Source organism: Bradyrhizobium sp. Leo114 (assembly GCF_055229415.2).
In genome coordinates this window covers 106,993-122,993 of sequence record NZ_JBUYEN020000003.1, presented here as the reverse complement: position 1 = coordinate 122,993, position 16,001 = coordinate 106,993, and the positions used below count along the sequence as shown (strand labels likewise).

At 64.8% G+C, this 16,001-nt stretch carries 14 protein-coding genes; 11 read left to right on the top strand and 3 right to left on the bottom strand.

Annotation, left to right across the window (positions count from 1 at the left end):
* Positions 1–13 precede the first annotated feature (13 nt).
* The 5 genes from ACZIRK_RS04850 (at position 14) to ACZIRK_RS04830 (ending at position 4,616) form a co-directional block, all read left to right on the top strand.
* Positions 14–1,786 carry a dipeptide ABC transporter ATP-binding protein gene (locus ACZIRK_RS04850; RefSeq protein WP_130226657.1) on the top strand — a complete coding sequence of 591 codons (1,773 nt, stop codon included), beginning with the start codon at positions 14–16 and terminating at the stop codon, positions 1,784–1,786.
* A gap of 121 nt (positions 1,787–1,907) precedes the next feature.
* Positions 1,908–2,090 carry a DUF4089 domain-containing protein gene (locus tag ACZIRK_RS04845; protein ID WP_130226656.1) on the top strand — a complete coding sequence of 61 codons (183 nt, stop codon included), beginning with the start codon at positions 1,908–1,910 and terminating at the stop codon, positions 2,088–2,090.
* Between the two features lie 7 nt (positions 2,091–2,097).
* Positions 2,098–3,489 carry an AtzE family amidohydrolase gene (locus ACZIRK_RS04840; RefSeq protein ID WP_165435273.1) on the top strand — a complete coding sequence of 464 codons (1,392 nt, stop codon included), beginning with the start codon at positions 2,098–2,100 and terminating at the stop codon, positions 3,487–3,489.
* 3 nt (positions 3,490–3,492) lie between these two features.
* Entirely contained in the window at positions 3,493–3,891 is a 399-nt protein-coding gene (gene hpxZ / locus ACZIRK_RS04835) for an oxalurate catabolism protein HpxZ (RefSeq protein ID WP_130226655.1), read from the top strand.
* Positions 3,888–4,616, top strand: a complete 729-nt coding sequence (locus ACZIRK_RS04830; RefSeq protein WP_130226654.1) for a GntR family transcriptional regulator — start codon at positions 3,888–3,890, stop codon at positions 4,614–4,616. Before hpxZ ends, ACZIRK_RS04830 begins: the two co-directional genes overlap by 4 nt.
* 202 nt (positions 4,617–4,818) lie before the next feature.
* Here ACZIRK_RS04830 and atzF read toward each other — a convergent pair whose 3' ends face one another.
* Complete coding sequence (gene atzF / locus ACZIRK_RS04825; RefSeq protein ID WP_130226653.1) at positions 4,819–6,612, bottom strand: allophanate hydrolase; 1,794 nt, start codon at positions 6,610–6,612, stop codon at positions 4,819–4,821.
* Between the two features lie 341 nt (positions 6,613–6,953).
* Between atzF and ACZIRK_RS04820 the strand changes: the two genes are divergently transcribed.
* The gene (locus ACZIRK_RS04820; RefSeq protein ID WP_130226652.1) at positions 6,954–8,816 is read left to right on the top strand and encodes a feruloyl-CoA synthase; all 1,863 of its coding nucleotides are present in this window, start codon (positions 6,954–6,956) and stop codon (positions 8,814–8,816) included.
* A gap of 14 nt (positions 8,817–8,830) precedes the next feature.
* Here ACZIRK_RS04820 and ACZIRK_RS04815 read toward each other — a convergent pair whose 3' ends face one another.
* Both ACZIRK_RS04815 and ACZIRK_RS04810 read right to left on the bottom strand, forming a co-directional pair.
* Positions 8,831–9,355 (bottom strand): MarR family winged helix-turn-helix transcriptional regulator, encoded by a 525-nt coding sequence (locus ACZIRK_RS04815; RefSeq protein ID WP_130226651.1) that lies wholly within the window; start codon positions 9,353–9,355, stop codon positions 8,831–8,833.
* Positions 9,356–9,422: 67 nt separating this feature from the next.
* Positions 9,423–10,697, bottom strand: a complete 1,275-nt coding sequence (locus tag ACZIRK_RS04810) for an NAD(P)/FAD-dependent oxidoreductase (RefSeq protein ID WP_130226650.1) — start codon at positions 10,695–10,697, stop codon at positions 9,423–9,425.
* 476 nt (positions 10,698–11,173) lie between these two features.
* Between ACZIRK_RS04810 and ACZIRK_RS04805 the strand changes: the two genes are divergently transcribed.
* The 5 genes from ACZIRK_RS04805 (at position 11,174) to ACZIRK_RS04785 (ending at position 15,910) form a co-directional block, all read left to right on the top strand.
* The gene (locus ACZIRK_RS04805; RefSeq protein ID WP_130226649.1) at positions 11,174–12,346 is read left to right on the top strand and encodes an ABC transporter substrate-binding protein; all 1,173 of its coding nucleotides are present in this window, start codon (positions 11,174–11,176) and stop codon (positions 12,344–12,346) included.
* Between the two features lie 224 nt (positions 12,347–12,570).
* Entirely contained in the window at positions 12,571–13,488 is a 918-nt protein-coding gene (locus tag ACZIRK_RS04800; protein ID WP_130226648.1) for a branched-chain amino acid ABC transporter permease, read from the top strand.
* Positions 13,485–14,432 (top strand): branched-chain amino acid ABC transporter permease, encoded by a 948-nt coding sequence (locus ACZIRK_RS04795; protein ID WP_130226647.1) that lies wholly within the window; start codon positions 13,485–13,487, stop codon positions 14,430–14,432. Before ACZIRK_RS04800 ends, ACZIRK_RS04795 begins: the two co-directional genes overlap by 4 nt.
* Positions 14,425–15,204: an ABC transporter ATP-binding protein gene (locus ACZIRK_RS04790; protein ID WP_130226646.1), complete on the top strand. Its 780-nt coding sequence runs from the start codon at positions 14,425–14,427 to the stop codon at positions 15,202–15,204. Before ACZIRK_RS04795 ends, ACZIRK_RS04790 begins: the two co-directional genes overlap by 8 nt.
* Positions 15,197–15,910 carry an ABC transporter ATP-binding protein gene (locus ACZIRK_RS04785; protein ID WP_130226645.1) on the top strand — a complete coding sequence of 238 codons (714 nt, stop codon included), beginning with the start codon at positions 15,197–15,199 and terminating at the stop codon, positions 15,908–15,910. Before ACZIRK_RS04790 ends, ACZIRK_RS04785 begins: the two co-directional genes overlap by 8 nt.
* The last annotated feature ends 91 nt before the right edge of the window (positions 15,911–16,001 follow it).

Below are 16,001 nucleotides of genomic sequence, written 5' to 3'. Positions count from 1 at the left end.
TGAGGCGCTCGTCATGACCGCGCAGCCGCTGCTTGACGTCAAGGACCTCACAGTCGAGTTCACCACGCGGCGTGGCATCGTCAAGGCGGTGCAGCATGTCAATATTTCGGTGGCAAAAGGCGAGACCGTCGGCATCGTCGGCGAATCCGGCTCCGGCAAGTCGGTGACCTCTTACGCCGTGATGCGCATCCTCGATCGCGCGGGAAAAATCGCCGAGGGCTCGGTGATGTTCTCCGGCATCGACGTCAAGGCCGCGACCGAGACGCAGATGCGCGACCTGCGCGGCCGCGAGGTCTCGATGATCTTCCAGAACCCCCGCGCCGCGCTCAATCCGATCCGCAAAGTCGGCGACCAGATCGAGGACGTGCTGCGTCAGCACGTTCAGCAGTCGACGGTGGCCGATCGCGGTGAGAAGGCGATCGAGGCGCTTGAGCAGGTCAAGATCGCCCGGCCACGCGAGCGTTATCACGCCTATCCGTTCGAGCTTTCGGGGGGCATGTGCCAGCGCGTCGTGATCGCGCTTGCGCTGGCCTGCAATCCGCAGCTCCTGATCGCGGACGAGCCCACCACCGGTCTCGACGTCACCACGCAGAAGGCGGTGATGGAGCTGATCGTCGAATTGACGAAGCGTCGTTCGATGTCGACGATCCTGATCACGCATGATCTTGGCCTCGCCGCCGCTTATTGCGACCGCGTCGTGGTGATGGAGAAAGGCCGCGTGGTCGAGACCGCCAGGTCGGCCGATATTTTCGCCAAGCCCGAGCATCCCTATACCAAGAAGCTGATGCGCGCGACGCCGCGGATCGGCGTGTCGCTGCGCGATCTGCTGCCGGAGGACGACGCTAACTCCGTCATGGCCGGGCTTGACCCGGCCATCCATCGATCTTCGAAAAACTCTTCTCCTGAAGGGATGGACCCCCGGGTCAAGCCCGGGGATGACGAGAAGACAGAGCCGCTCCTCCTCGTCGAAAAGCTCGTCAAGGAATATCCGCGCCAGGGCGCAGGTGCGATGCTGTCAAAATTGTTCGGCCGCAAGCCGCCGGTGGAGCAGGAGGTGTTCCGCGCCGTCGACGGCATCAGTTTCCATGTCGGCCGTGGCGAGAGCGTCGGCCTGGTCGGCGAATCCGGCTGCGGCAAATCGACCACGTCGATGATGGTGATGCGGCTCCTGGACCAGACCTCCGGCCGTATCGCCTTCGACGGTGAAGAAATCGGCGAGATCAAGCCGCCATCCTTTGCGCGATTGCCGCTGCGCAGCCGGATCCAGATGGTGTTCCAGGATCCGACCGACAGCCTCAATCCCCGCTTCACCGCTGCGCGCGCGATCGCCGATCCGCTTCTGCAACTCGGCGACATCAGGGGACGGGACGCATTGCGGGCCCGCTGCGAGGAACTCGCCACGCTGGTCGGTCTTCCCGTCAATCTCCTCGACCGCTTCCCGCATCAACTGTCCGGCGGCCAGAAGGCGCGCGTCGGCATCGCGCGGGCGATTGCGCTGCATCCAAAGCTTGTCATCCTCGATGAGCCGACGGCCGCGCTCGATGTCTCGGTGCAGGCGGTGGTGCTGAACCTGTTGCAGGATCTCAAGCAGTCGATGGGGATGAGCTATCTTTTCGTATCACACGATCTCAACGTCGTGCGCCTGTTGTGCGACCGCGTCATCGTGATGCGCAGCGGCAAGATCGTCGAACAGGGGAGTTCCGAAAAGGTCTTGGGCGATGCGCAGGAAGCTTATACAAAGGAGCTGCTGACGGCGATCCCGCATCCGCCGTTGCCTGTTCATTGAGCAGCCTCCGGAAAGAAAACAGGCACGCAGGCTTTCCCGGCGCTCGATAAAACAGATGAGGTTGTGATTCGATCCAAGTCATCGGATCGTGGTTGAGTTGAGATCGTCGGGTGGGAGAGTCATGGCTGCCGACAACCTGGATGACTATATCGACGCCGTCGCAACGGCGATGGGGCTGCCGGTCGAGGACGCCTGGCGGCCGGCGGTTCGTGCCAATCTCGAGGTCTCGCTGAGACTGGCACGGATGGTGGACGAATTCCCGCTGCCTGACGAGACCGAGCCGGCCAGTGTCTACTCCGCCTGATAGCGCAATGACCGATCAATCCTTGTCCGCCGCCGACATCGCGCAGGCCGTCGCCGCGCGAAAGCTCTCCGCGCTGGAAGCAACCGAGGCGGCGCTCGCCCGCATCGCCAAGCACGACTCCGTGCTCAACGCCTTCACCGATATCACCGCCGATCGCGCCCGCGCCAAGGCCAAAGCCCTTGATGCAGCGATTGCGGCCGGCCAGACCGTCGGCCCGCTCGCGGGCGTGCCCTTCGCGGTGAAGAACCTGTTCGACGTGCAGGGCCTCTCCACGCGCGCCGGATCGAAGATCAATCGCGATCTGCCGCCGGCCGCGCGCGATGCGACGCTGATCGAGCGGATGGAAGCAGCCGGCGCCGTGCTGGTCGGCGCGCTCAACATGGGCGAATACGCCTATGACTTCACCGGTGAGAACGTGCATGACGGTCCGTCGCGCAATCCGCACGATCCGACGCGGATGGCGGGCGGCTCCTCGGGCGGCTCCGGCAGTGCGGTCGGCGGCGCCCTGGTGCCGATCGCGCTCGGCTCCGACACCAATGGCTCCATCCGCGTGCCGTCGTCCTTCTGCGGTATCTTCGGTCTGAAGCCGACCTATGGCCGGCTGTCGCGCGCGCGTTCTTTTCCGTTCGTCGCGAGCTTTGATCATCTCGGGCCGCTGGCGCGAAGCGCAGGTGACCTCGCATTATCCTATGACGCGATGCAAGGACTGGATCCTGATGATGCCGCCTGCAGCCCGCGGCCGGTCGAGCCGGTTGTGCCACAGCTTGCGCGAGGCATCCGTGATCTCCGCATCGCCATTGCCGGCGGCTATTTCCAGCAGAACATCTTTCCGGAGGCGGTTGAAGCCGTCGGCCGCATCGCCAAGGCGCTCAACGCGACGCGTACGGTCGAAATTCCGGAAGCCGCGCGGGCCCGCTCGGCGGCCTATGTCATCACGACAACGGAAGGCGCCTCGCTGCATCTCGATCGCCTGCGCAAGCGGCCGAATGATTTCGATCCCGCGGTGCGTGATCGCCTGATCGCGGGTGCGATGATCCCGGCGCCCTATGTCGACAAGGCGCAAAAATTCCGCCGCTGGTACCGCGAGAAGGTACTGGAGCTGTTCATGACGGTTGACGTGATCCTGGCCCCGGCAACGCCCTGCGTGGCGCCGAAGCTTGGGCAGGTGAACTTCACGCTCGATGGCGTCGAACTGCCGGTGCGCGCCAATATCGGCATTCACACCCAGCCGATTTCGTTCATCGGCCTGCCGGTGGTGGCGGTGCCGGTTCCGCTCGAGCCGATGCCGATCGGAGTGCAGATCATCGCCGCACCCTGGCGCGAGGACATCGCGCTGCGGGTCGCCTACGCTTTGGAGCAAATGGGCGCGGCCGCCGCGCCGCCGCCGCGAGGATTCTAGCGAATGGACATCGATCTGCCCGACGTGCTCGCCGAAGTGACTGCGCAATTCGAGCGCTACGAGAAGGCGCTGGTGTCGAACGACGTCGCCGTGCTGGATGAGCTGTTCCGCAACGACAAGCGGACGCTGCGCTACGGCATGGGCGAGAATCTCTATGGCTATGACGCGATCATGGCGTTCCGCGCCGGGCGCTCGCCGGCCGGGCTCAATCGCCGGATCGACAAGACGGTGATATCGACCTACGGCCGCGACACCGCGGTCGCGTCGACCCTGTTCTATCGCGACTCCGCACCTGGCAAGGTGGGGCGGCAGATGCAGACGTGGATACGCTTCCCCGAGGGCTGGAGAATCGTTGCCGCTCATGTCAGCATCATCGACGAACCGAAGGATCCGAAGACATGAGTCTGGACGACCTTCCGCGTCGCCCTGCCGCCGCCGGACCGGACATGCTGGTGCGGCGCGTCGACCGTCCGTCTCCGCAACAATCCAGGATCACGCGCGCCGAAGAGCTGCGCCTGCAGCTCGCCGATGAGATCGTGCGCGGCGCGCTCGGGCCGGGCTCGCCGCTCGACGAATCCGATATCGCGCGCCGCTTCAATGTCTCGCGCACGCCGGTGCGCGAGGCGCTGCGCCAGCTTGCGGCGAGCGGCCTGGTCGAAGCGCGCGCCCATCGCGGTGCGGTGGTGGCGCGGCCCTCGGTCGAACGGCTTACCGGCATGTTCGAGGCGATGGCGGAATTGGAAGCGCTGTGCGCGGGACTCGCTGCGGAGCGGATGACGGCAACCGACCGGCATGCGCTCGAAGCCGTGCATGAGGAATTGCGCGTGCTCAGCTACACCGGCAATCCCGAGCGCTTTCACGAGGTCAACGAGCGCTTCCACAACACGATCTATGCCGGGTCGCACAACGATTATATCGCCGAGATGACGTTGGCGACACGGGTCCGGGTGCAGCCGTTCCGCCGCGCCCAGTTCCGCAATCTCGGACGATTGGCAAAATCGCATGTCGAGCACGATCGCGTCGTGGTCGCGATCCTGCGCGGCGATAAGACCGGCGCCGCCGCCGCCATGCGCGCCCACATCACATTGGTACGCGGCGAATACGAGATCTACTCGGTGTCGGTGTAGTTTCGTAGTCCCGTAGGGTGGGCAAAGCGAAGCGTGCCCACCATCTCGCGCACTGCTCGTGGTGGTGGGCACGCTTCGCTTTGCCCATCTACGAAATCGGTGTTGTCGGAAACGTGTCCTCCACGTCATTGCGAGCGCAGCGAAGCAATCCATCTCTCCACAAGCGGCGGCATGGATTGCTTCGCTGCGCTCGCAATGACGGCTAGACCGTAGCGCTCTCCGCCATGAACGCACGCCAGCCGCCGAAGGCGGAGATGTCGCGGGCGCCGTTGATCGCCGCCGGCTCCACGATAAAGCCCTTCACCTCGCGGCCGTCGGCGAGGCGGATGGTGCCGATCGAGAGCGGCGGCGGGATCGCGGCGACGAACTTGCCAAAGGATGACGGCGAGAGCGCCCAGAGTTCGAGCTCGATCGATGCGCCGCTGCCCGCTTCGACGCGCAGCATCCCGGGTTTCGGCGGCGTGGTGCCGAGCGCATAGAGCTTGTAGTCCGGCGCGGTCGCGGTCTCCTCGAGCAAACGTCCGTCGAGCGCGCGCAACTCGCCGTTCAGCGCCATGCCGGACAGGTGCGCGCCGACCACAGCAATCGGAATGTCTTCGCCGCTTGACGGCGGTAGCGGAGCGAGCAGCGGCTGCGGCAGCGACTTCGCGCCGATCGGCAGCTTTGTATCGGCATGGAAGACGCGGCCGATGCTGGCAAGCAGCGCGTCGCGGCCGGCCGGCGCCAGCAGCGTGATGCCGAACGGCGCGCCGTCTGGCCGCATCGCCGAGGGCAGCGCGAGGCCGCAGAGGTCGAGCAGGTTGACGAAATTGGTATAGGTGCCGAGCCGGCTGTTGAGCTCGATCGGATTGGCCAGCACCTGCGCCGTTGAATAGACTGTCGGCGCCGTCGGCAGCACGATCGCCTCCATCGAGGCGAAGGCGCGCTCGGCGATCCGGCGCAGTGCCTGCAGCCGATAGAGCGCGGCAAATGTTTCGGCGGCGGTGAGCCGCGCGCCGGCCGCGGTGATCTCGCGCGTGACCGGGTGGATCGACTCCGGCGACGAGGCGAGCAGATCGCGGATCACCAGATAGCGCTCGGCAACCCACGGGCCTTCGTAGAGCAGCCGCGCGGTCTCGTAGAACGGCTCGAGGTCGAATTCGACCAGCGTCGCGCCGAGCGCGGCCCAGCGCTCGATCGCCTCAGCATAAAGCTGCTCCGACTGGCGGTCGCCGAAGAAGATCAACTGCCCTTTGCGGGGGACACCGAGCCGAAGCTTGGCCGGCAACTCCGTCATCTTGCCAAGCGGTCGCTCGCGCGAGAAAGGATCGGCGCCATCAGTGCCGGCCATCACCTTCAGCGCCGTCATGGCGTCGTCGACGGTGAGCGAGAACACCGAGATGCAATCGAGCGTACGGCAGGCCGGCACCACGCCGGCGGTCGAGATCAATCCGAGGCTTGGCTTCAGTCCCACGATGTTGTTGAGCATCGCCGGCACGCGGCCGCTTCCCGCCGTATCCGTGCCCAGCGCCAGCGGCACCAGTCCGGCGGAGACCGCAACCGCCGATCCCGAGCTCGATCCGCCCGGAATGAGGTCGTTGCGGACTGGATTTTTCGGGATCCCGTAGGGCGAGCGCACGCCGACTAGGCCGGTCGCGAACTGGTCGAGATTGGTCTTGCCGATGATGATGGCGCCGGCCGCGCGCAACCGCGCGATGGCAGTCGCGTCATGCGTCGGCATATAGGAGAAGGCTGGACAAGCCGCCGTGGTCGACATTCCCGCGGCGTCGATATTGTCCTTCACCGCGACCGGCACGCCATAAAGCGGCAGGCGCGCGGCGTCCTTGCCGGCCAGCGCCTCGGCTTCGGCTTGCGCGTCTTTCTCGGCGCGCAGGGTGATGAAGACGGCGGGATCGCCATGGTCGTGGATGCGCTGAAAACTGCGCGCGACCGTTTCCGCAGGCGTCATGGTGCCGGCGCGGTGCGCAGCAAGGATCTCAGCGACGGTTTCAGTCACGTGGTGCCTCGTCCATTTGGTCGGCCGATCTCCGTCACAATCGACGGCGCCCGGCCTGACAAAACCCAAGCCCACCGAAGCAAGCGATGTGCCATTGTGTACATTTGCAGTATTGGGGTGCTTGCGGAAATCGGGCTGTAATCTCCGTGACTTAAGTCTCTCGCCGAGAACCGGCGGAAGCGCGCAACGACGACCGGTTGCGATGCTCTGCCCAATTTTTGGGCGCAGTACCGCAAGCTTTGCGATCCTCTATCCGCGGCGTGCGGCGACATTGCCTGATGGCGGGATAGTCGCGTAGAGCAGAGCCAGCCCCAGCAAAGAGGGCGTGTGAGGAAGCCCCAATGACCTTAGCCGTCGCCCGCCGCGATGATCCCGAAATGCTGTTTGCCGTGCCCGCGATCGTTGCCGATCGGCGGAACGACGGCAGCATCATCGTGAGATCGACCGTGCCCCTGCGCGAAGGCGCGCGCTGCGTCGGCGACTGGCTGGAGCATTGGGCGCGGCTGACGCCGGACCGGGTCTTCCTCGCCGAGCGCGCCGATGTCGAGGCGCCCTGGACCACCCTCAGCTATGCCGATGCCCTGCGGCAGGTGCGTTCGCTTGCCTCCTGGATCCTTGCGCAGGGTCTCGGCGTCGAACGTCCGGTGATGATCCTCTCTGATAACAGCATCGATCATGCGCTGCTCGCGCTGGCCGCCCAGCACGTTGGGGTGCCCTCGGCGGCGATCTCGCCGGCCTATTCGCTGATGTCGAAAGATTTCGACAAGCTGAAGAGCATGGTCCGGCTGCTCGAGCCCGGCGCGATCTATGTTTCCGCCACCAGGCCGTTCGCGGCGGCGCTTGCCGCGGTCAAGCCGCTGCATACCGCGAGCATCATCAGCGGCAATGCCGACGACAGCGACGCCATTTCGTTCAGCGCCATCGCGGCTACGCCGGAGACCGCGGACGTGGAAAAAGCCTTCGCTGCGGTGACGCCGGACACCATTGCAAAATTCCTGTTCACCTCGGGGTCAACGGGCGCGCCAAAGGCCGTGATCAACACCCAGCGTATGCTGACCTCGAGCCAGCAGGCCAAGGCCCAGACCTGGACCTTCCTCGATACAGTGCGCGATGATCTCGTGATCCTGGACTGGCTGCCCTGGAGCCACACCTTCGGCGCCAACCACAATTTCAACCTGGTGCTGCGCAACGGCGGCACGCTTTATATCGACGGCGGCAAGCCGGCGCCCGGCCTGTTCGCGACCTCGCTCGCCAATCTGCGCAGCGTGGTGCCGACGGTCTATTTCAACGTGCCGCGCGGTTTCGACATGCTGATCGCGACGCTTCAGAGCGATGACGCGTTGCGCCGCAAATTCTTCTGCGAGGTGAAGTTCGCCTTCTATGCCGGCGCGGCGCTGCCGCAAAATCTTTGGGACGCGCTGGAAGAATTGTCCATGAAGACGGTCGGCCGTCGGCTTCCGATGGTGTCGGCCTGGGGCTCGACCGAGACGTCGCCGCTCGCGACCGACTGCCATTTCCTGGCGGAGCGTTCCGGCAATATCGGCGTGCCGGTCCCGGGCACCGAATTGAAGCTCGTCGCCTCCGGCGACAAGCTCGAGGTGCGCGTGCGTGGCCCCAATGTCACGCCGGGCTACTGGAAGGCGCCGGAGCTGACCGCGCAGGCGTTCGACGAGGAGGGCTTTTACCGGATCGGCGATGCCGTGAAGTTTGCCGATCCGGAAAAGCCTGAGCGCGGGCTGTTCTTCGACGGCCGCGTTGCCGAGGATTTCAAGCTCAATTCCGGCACCTGGGTCAGCGTCGGCACGCTGCGCGTCGCCGGCATCGCCGCACTGGCGCCGCTCGCGCAGGACATCGTCGTCACCGGTCATGGCGGCGACGAGGTTCGCTTCCTGGTATTCCCCAATATCGCCGCCTGCCGCGCGCGGGCCGGGTTGCCTGACAGCGCCGATGTTTCCGATGTGATCGGCCATGAAATGATCCGCGGCGCGATCGGGCAGGGTCTTGCAAGACTGAAGGCGCAGAGCGGCAACTCCTCCGGCCATGCCACGCGCGCGCTGTTGCTTGCGGAGCCCGCCTCCGTCGACGGCGGCGAGATCACCGACAAGGGCTACATCAACCAGCGCGCGGTGCTGACGCGCCGCGCCGGCGCGGTAGCGGTACTGGACGATGATGCTTCGCGTGAATGGATCGCCTGCGCCGGCTGACACCGGACCTGGAGTCAGGAGCCGGTCCGGCCGGTGATGGCGCCGAGATTATTGTGCAGCCGCCGCAACAGATCGATCAACACCTCCCGCTCGTCCTTGCGCAGGCAGGACAACAGCCGACGCTCGCGATCGAGCGCGGCGACGATAACCTTGTCATGGATCGCGCGGCCTCTGGCCGTCAGCGCGATCGAATGGCTGCGGCCGTCATGCGGGTTGGCGCGGATCGCGACCAGCCCGCGCTTTTGCAACAGCGCCAGCGTCCGGCTCACTGGTCCCTTGTCGAAGCCGATGATGTGGCAGATGCGGGAGGCCGGGATGCCCGGCTCGATCGCGAGCTGCGACATGATCCGCCACTCGGTGACGTTGACGCCGAAATGACGCTGGTAGAGCGTGGTGGCGCTGTTGGAGAGCTTGTTGGCAATGAAGGTGACGAAGCCCGGCACATAGCGGTCGAGGTCGAGTGTCGGGCCGGAATTGACAGAAGCAGCTTGCGCGGCTCTCGGCCGGCGCGGCTTCCTGGGGGAGGTTTGAGTGCTCATATTTCAATCATCGCTGCGGGGTCGCTGCCCGCAATAAGGACGTTCCAGCGGTTCTTTTTGGTTAAAGTTATCGCGCCACCTTGCTGCTGCCTTGCGTGATCAGCCGGGCCGCGCGCTGGTCGCGGGCGTGAATCCAGAGCCAGCTCAGCGCGACGCTGAGGCGGTGTCGGATGCCGATCAGGAAGTAGATGTGGGCGATGCCCCAGATCCACCAGGCGATGGCGCCGCGCAGCTTGAGCCAGCCGAAATCGATCACGGCGAGCCGCTTGCCGATCTGGGCGAGGCTGCCCTGGTGCTTGTAGCGGAATGGCGGCAGCGTGCGGCCCTCGAGCCGCGCCCTGATCAGCGATGCGACATAACGCCCTTCCTGCTTCGCGGCTGGCGCGATGCCGGGCACCGGCTTGCCGTCGGGGCCGGCGATCGTGATGGTGTCGCCGATCGCAAAGATGTCGGGATGGCCGGGGACGGTGAGGTCGGGATTGACCTGCAGCCGGTAGGCGCGGTCGGCGGGGGCGTTCAGCCATTCGGCGGCCCGCGAGGCGCGCACGCCGGCGGCCCAGATGATGGTCCGTGCGTCCAGCCTCTTGCCGCCATAAACCACGCCGTCGGCATCGCATTCGGTGACCGGCGCGCCCAGCATGACCTCGACGCCGAGCTTTTCCAGCGAGCGCTGCGCATAAGTCGAAAGATCGTCGGGAAAGCCCGCGAGCACCCGCGAGCCCGCCTCGATCAGCACGACGCGGGTCTTGTGGGTGTCGATGTTGCGGAAGTCGGGCGCCAGCGTATCGCGTGCGAGGTCGGCGATGGTGCCGGCCATTTCGACGCCGGTCGGTCCGGCGCCGACGATGACGAAGGTGAGTAGTGCTGCCCGGCGCGCCGGATCGGTCTCGCGCTCGGCGCGCTCGAAGGCGACGAGGATGCGGCGCCGCAGCGTGGTGGCATCCTCGAGCGTTTTGAGGCCCGGTGCGAACGGCTCCCATTCGTCGTGGCCGAAATAGTCGTGGCGTGCGCCGGTCGCCAGGATCAGCGTGTCGTAGGGGACGCTGTCGCCGTCATCGAGCACGACACGCTTGCCTTCGGTGTCGATGCTGTTGACGTTGGCGAACAGCGTCGTCACCTCACGGCGGTCGCGCAGGAGGTAGCGGATCGGCCAGGCGATTTCGGAGGTCGCCAGCGAAGCGGTTGCGACCTGGTAGAGCAGCGGTTGGAACAGATGATGGTTGCGGCGATCGATCAAGGTAATCTTCACCGGCGCGCCGGCGAGCCCAAAGGTCGCCTCCAGGCCGCCAAACCCCGCGCCGACAATCACCACGTGATGCGGATCTTTCGGCGGCGTCGTCATCGAATATGGCCCCAGGGTTCTCGGTATCTCCGGGCGAATTATGTATTAGTTCGCGTAGTCGTTCCAAGGCGCTTCTTTCTAATCGCACGATAGCGAAAGCGTGTGGGGTCAGCCCTCGCGGTGCCGTCGCCGTGAGCATCAGGCTATTGAACAGTGCGCCGGCCAGCGAAAGTGTCGGGGCTATTGCGCCAGCCAGCGGGGCCGGCAACAGCTCCAGAACTGCGACAATGGTTGCCCGCGCAACCGGCACTATAATTCTTGCCAGCCTCGCATTTTACGAATTATGGTGCAGATCAGGCGCAAGCATGCGCCGAAGGTTCTAAACGCCGCCTTCGGTTCGCGCTTGCTGCCCGGTCAGGATTCCGCGCACAAAACACGTCACCTAAAAAGGGAGTGACGGGGGCACGGACAACGCTGCCGGACGGTTCACCCGCCTGGCGGGTCGGTTGGAATGGTTGAGGAGGAGGGGAGTGGACATGAAAACGTCATTTTGGCTGGCGGGCGTCACCGCGCTGGCGCTGGCCCAGCCCGCATTGGCGGCTGACACCATCAAGATCGGCTTTGTCTCGACTTTCAGCGGTCCGACCGCCGTCATCGGCAACGATATGCGGAACTCGTTCGAGCTGGCGCTTGACCATCTCGGCCGCAAGATGGACGGCAAGCCGGTCGAGGTGATCTATGAGGACGACCAGCAGAAGCCCGATATCGGCAAGCAGAAGACCGAGAAACTGATGCAGTCCGACAAGGTCGATTTCATCGTCGGCTACATCTGGTCGAACGTGCTCCTGGCCTCGCTGAAGACCGCCGTCGACAGCAAGACCTTCCTGATCTCGGCCAATGCCGGTCCGTCGCAGCTCGCCGGCGAGCTTTGCTCCCCTTACGTCTTCTCGACCTCCTGGCAGAACGACCAGACGCCCGCCGCCATGGGCCTCTACATGAACCAGAAGGGCGTGAAATCGGTGTTCCTGATCGGGCCGAACTATGCCGCCGGCAAGGACATGCTTGCGGGCGTCAAGAGCACCTTCAAGGGCGAAGTGGTCGGCGAGGAATATACGGTGTGGCCGAGCCAGCTCGATTTCTCCGCCGAGCTGACCAAGGCGCGCAACTCGAAGGCCGAGTCGATCTTCGTGTTCTATCCGGGCGCCGCCGGTGTGCAGTTCCTCAACCAGTATGTGCAGGCTGGCATCAAGCAGCAGATCCCGCTCTACACCGCCTTCACCATCGACGAATTGTCGTTGCCGCTGCAAAAGGAGAACGCGCTCGGCGTTCCCGGGGCCCAGGAATGGGTGAACGATTTGCCGAATGAAGAGAACAAGCGTTTCGTCGCCGATTACCGCAAGAAATACGCGAACCTGCGCCCAACCTATTATGGCGCGCAGGCCTATGACGCCGCCCAGCTCATCAACAGCGCGGTGGTCGCAGTGAAGGGCGACCTGACCAAAAAGGACGCGATGAAGGCGGAGATGGAGAAGGCGAACTTCAAGTCGCTGCGTGGTCCGTTCAAATACGGCAACAACCACATCCCGATCCAGAATTTCTACCTGCAGGACGTGGTCAAGGACGCGGACGGTCAGCTATCGCTGAAGACCGTCGCAACCATCGTCGAGAACGACCAGGACCGGTTTCACGACAAGTGCCCGATGAAGTAATTGTAAGTCACCTCGCCCCGCTTGCGGGGAGAGGTCGGATCGCTCTTGCGATCCGGGTGAGGGGGCCTCTCCGCGAGCGCGGTGTTCGTGGAGGCAGCCCCTCACGCCAACGCTCTCAGAGCGAGCTTTCGCTCGTCTCGACCCCGCAAGGGCGGGGCAAGGGAGAAGGCGGCGGCGCATGCGCGCTGCCGCTGTTTTGTTTGTGAGGCTGACTTAAGCTCCCGATGTTCCTTCTGATCGAACAACTTCTGAACGGATTGCAGTTCGGCCTGCTCTTGTTCCTGCTGGCGGCCGGGCTCACGCTGGTGTTCGGCATCATGGATTTCGTGAACCTGGCGCATGGTTCGCTCTACATGATGGGCGCCTATTTCGCCGCGACCTTTGTCGGCTGGACCGGCAGCTTCGTGCTTGGCGCGATCCTCGCGCTCGCCGCCACGCTTCTGCTCGGCATCGCCCTTGAATTCGTGGCGCTCAGGCATCTCTATGGCCGCGACCATCTCGACCAGGTGCTGGCGACCTTCGGCCTGATCCTGTTCTTCAATGACATGGTGCGGCTGATCTGGGGCCCGGCGGGCCTTGCGCTGCCGCTGCCGACATGGCTGACCACCCCGGTGCAGCTGCTGCCCGGCGTGTACTATCCGGCCTACCGGCTCTCGATCATCATTGTCGCGCTGCTGGTCGCCGCGCTGCTCTATCTCGTGGTGATGCGCACCCGCATCGGCATGCTGATCCGCGCCGGCGCCTCCAACCGCGAGATGGCCGGTGCGCTCGGCATCAACATCAAGCTGCTGTTCACGCTGGTGTTCGGTCTTGGGGCCGCGCTCGCGGGCCTTGCCGGCTTGATGCAGGCGCCGATCCTGACCGTGCAGATCGGCATGGGCGAGAACATCCTGATCCTCGCCTTCGTCATCATCGTGATCGGCGGCATCGGCTCGATCCGCGGCGCCTTCCTCGCCGCGATCTTCGTCGGCCTGATCGACACGCTCGGCCGCGCCTTCCTGCCGGATCTCCTGCGCAAGGTGCTGAGCGGCGCCGCCGCCTCGACCGCCGCACCCGCTTTGTCCTCGATGCTGATCTATTTGTTGATGGCGATCGTGCTGGTCATGCGGCCGGAGGGGCTGTTTCCGGCCGCCAAGCGATGAAGTTCAAGCTCAACGCCAGCAACGCCGTTGTGGCGGTGGTTTGCGCCGCGCTTGTCCTGCTGCCGGTCTATTCGGCTGTTACAGGCAATATCTTCATCCTGACGCTGTTCACGCGCATCATCATCTTTGCGCTGGCGGCCTCGAGCCTGAACCTGATGATGGGCTATGGCGGCATGATGAGCTTCGGCCACGCCGCCTATCTCGGCATCGGCGGCTATGCGGTCGGCATCCTGGCGGCCGAGGGCATCGGCTCCGGCTTCATCCAGTGGCCGGTGGCGCTCGCCGTCTCCGCTTTGTTTGCGCTGGTGATCGGCTCGCTCTCCCTGCGCACCCGCGGCGTCTATTTCATCATGATCACGCTCGCCTTCGCGCAGATGGCCTATTACGTCGCCTCCGCGCTGTCGCGCTATGGCGGTGACGACGGCCTGACCATCTACAAGCGCAGCACCTTCGACGGGCTGATCAACCTCTCGGACCGCACGCAGTTCTACTATCTCTGCCTCGCCTGCCTCCTCGGCGGCATCTACCTGATCTGGCGCATCGTCAATTCGCGGTTCGGCCTGGTGGTGCAGGGCGTGCGCTCCAACGAGCAGCGCATGCAGGCGATCGGCTTTCCGGCCTATCGCTACCGGCTGACCTGCTTCGTCATCGCGGGCACGATCTGCGGCCTTGCCGGCGCACTGCTCGCCAACAATACGGATTTCGTCAGCCCGGCCGTGATGTACTGGACCCGCTCCGGCGAACTCATGGTGATGGTGATCCTCGGCGGCATGGGTTGGCTGTTCGGCCCGTTGATCGGCGCGATCGTCTTCCTCGTGCTGGAAGAATTGCTGTCGCAGTTCACCGAATATTGGGCGCTGATCATGGGCCCGCTATTGGTCTTGATCGTGCTGTTCGCGCGTGGTGGCATCATGGGCCTGCTCGGGAGGGTGCGTCGTGGCTGATCCCCTGCTTCGCGTCGACAATCTGGTGCGCCGTTTCGGCGGCATCCTCGCCACCGACAATCTGTCGCTCGAGGTGCCGCGCGGCGAGTTGCACGCGATCATCGGCCCCAATGGCGCCGGCAAGACCACGCTGATCAGCCAGTTGACCGGGCAATTGATGCCGAATTCCGGCAGCATCCATTTTGCCGGTCGCGACGTCACGCGGCTGCCGTCCTATCGGCGCAGCCGGCTCGGGCTGGCGCGCTCGTTCCAGATCACCTCGCTGCTCAAGGATTTCACCGCGATCGACAATGTCGCGCTCGCGGCGCAGGCGCATGACGGCCACTCCTTCCGCTTCTGGGGCAACGCGCGCAAGGAGAAGCACCTGCGCGATACCGCGCGTGCGGCGCTGGAACGCGTCGGCCTCGGATCGCGCGCCGATGTCCTGGTCTCCGAGCTTAGCCATGGCGAGCAGCGTGAGCTCGAACTCGCGGTGGCGCTCGCAACCAAGCCGCAGCTCCTGCTGCTGGATGAGCCGATGGCAGGCCTCGGCGTCACCGAGTCCGCGCGGATGGTCGGACTGCTGAAGGAGCTGCGCAAGGAATTCACCATCGTGCTGGTCGAGCACGACATGGAAGCGGTGTTCGCACTCGCCGACCGCATCACGGTCCTGGTCTATGGCCGCGTTATCGCCTGCGATACGCCGGATGCGATCCGCCGGCACGAAGAGGTGAAGCGGGCCTATCTCGGCGAGCAGCATGCGGTGACCCGCCAGGGAGACCCAATTGGCTGACACGTTGCTTGAAGTGGAGAGGATCGAGACCTGCTACGGCCTCAGCCAGGTGCTGTTCGGCCTGTCGCTCTCGATCAAGAGCGGCGAGATGGTCGCGCTGATGGGCCGCAACGGCATGGGCAAGACCACCACGATCCGCTCCATCATGGGATTGACCCCGGCGCGATCAGGCGCGATCCGCTTCGCCGGGCAACAGGTGCGTGGCCTGCCCTCCTACAAGATTGCGAAACTCGGCATCGGCCTGGTGCCGGAGGGCCGGCAGATCTTCCCGAACCTGACCGTGCGCGAAAACCTGGTCGCGGCCTCAGGCAATCGTCTGCGCAGCTCGGATCCCTGGACGCTGGAGAAGATCCACGCGCTGTTCCCGCGGCTCGCCGAGCGCGGCAGCAACATGGGCGTCACGCTCTCCGGCGGCGAGCAGCAGATGCTCGCCATCGGCCGCGCACTGATGACCAATCCGAAACTCCTGATCCTGGACGAGGCCACCGAAGGCCTCGCCCCCTTGATCCGCGACGAGATCTGGAGCTGCCTGTCGATGCTGAAAGGACGCGGCCAGTCCGTGCTGGTGATCGACAAGAACGTCGGAAACCTCGCCCGCATCGCCGACCGCCATTACATCATCGAGCGCGGCCGGACCGTGTGGAGCGGCACATCGGAGCAACTGGTCGCCGAGCCCGATCTGCAGCACCGGTATTTGGGCATTTGAGATACGCTAGGCGCCGCGATGTCGGCTCGAAGAAGGTGTCGCTCCAGACCAGCTGCACCGCGTAGCCTGCTTGTTCGACCCGCCGAAGAAT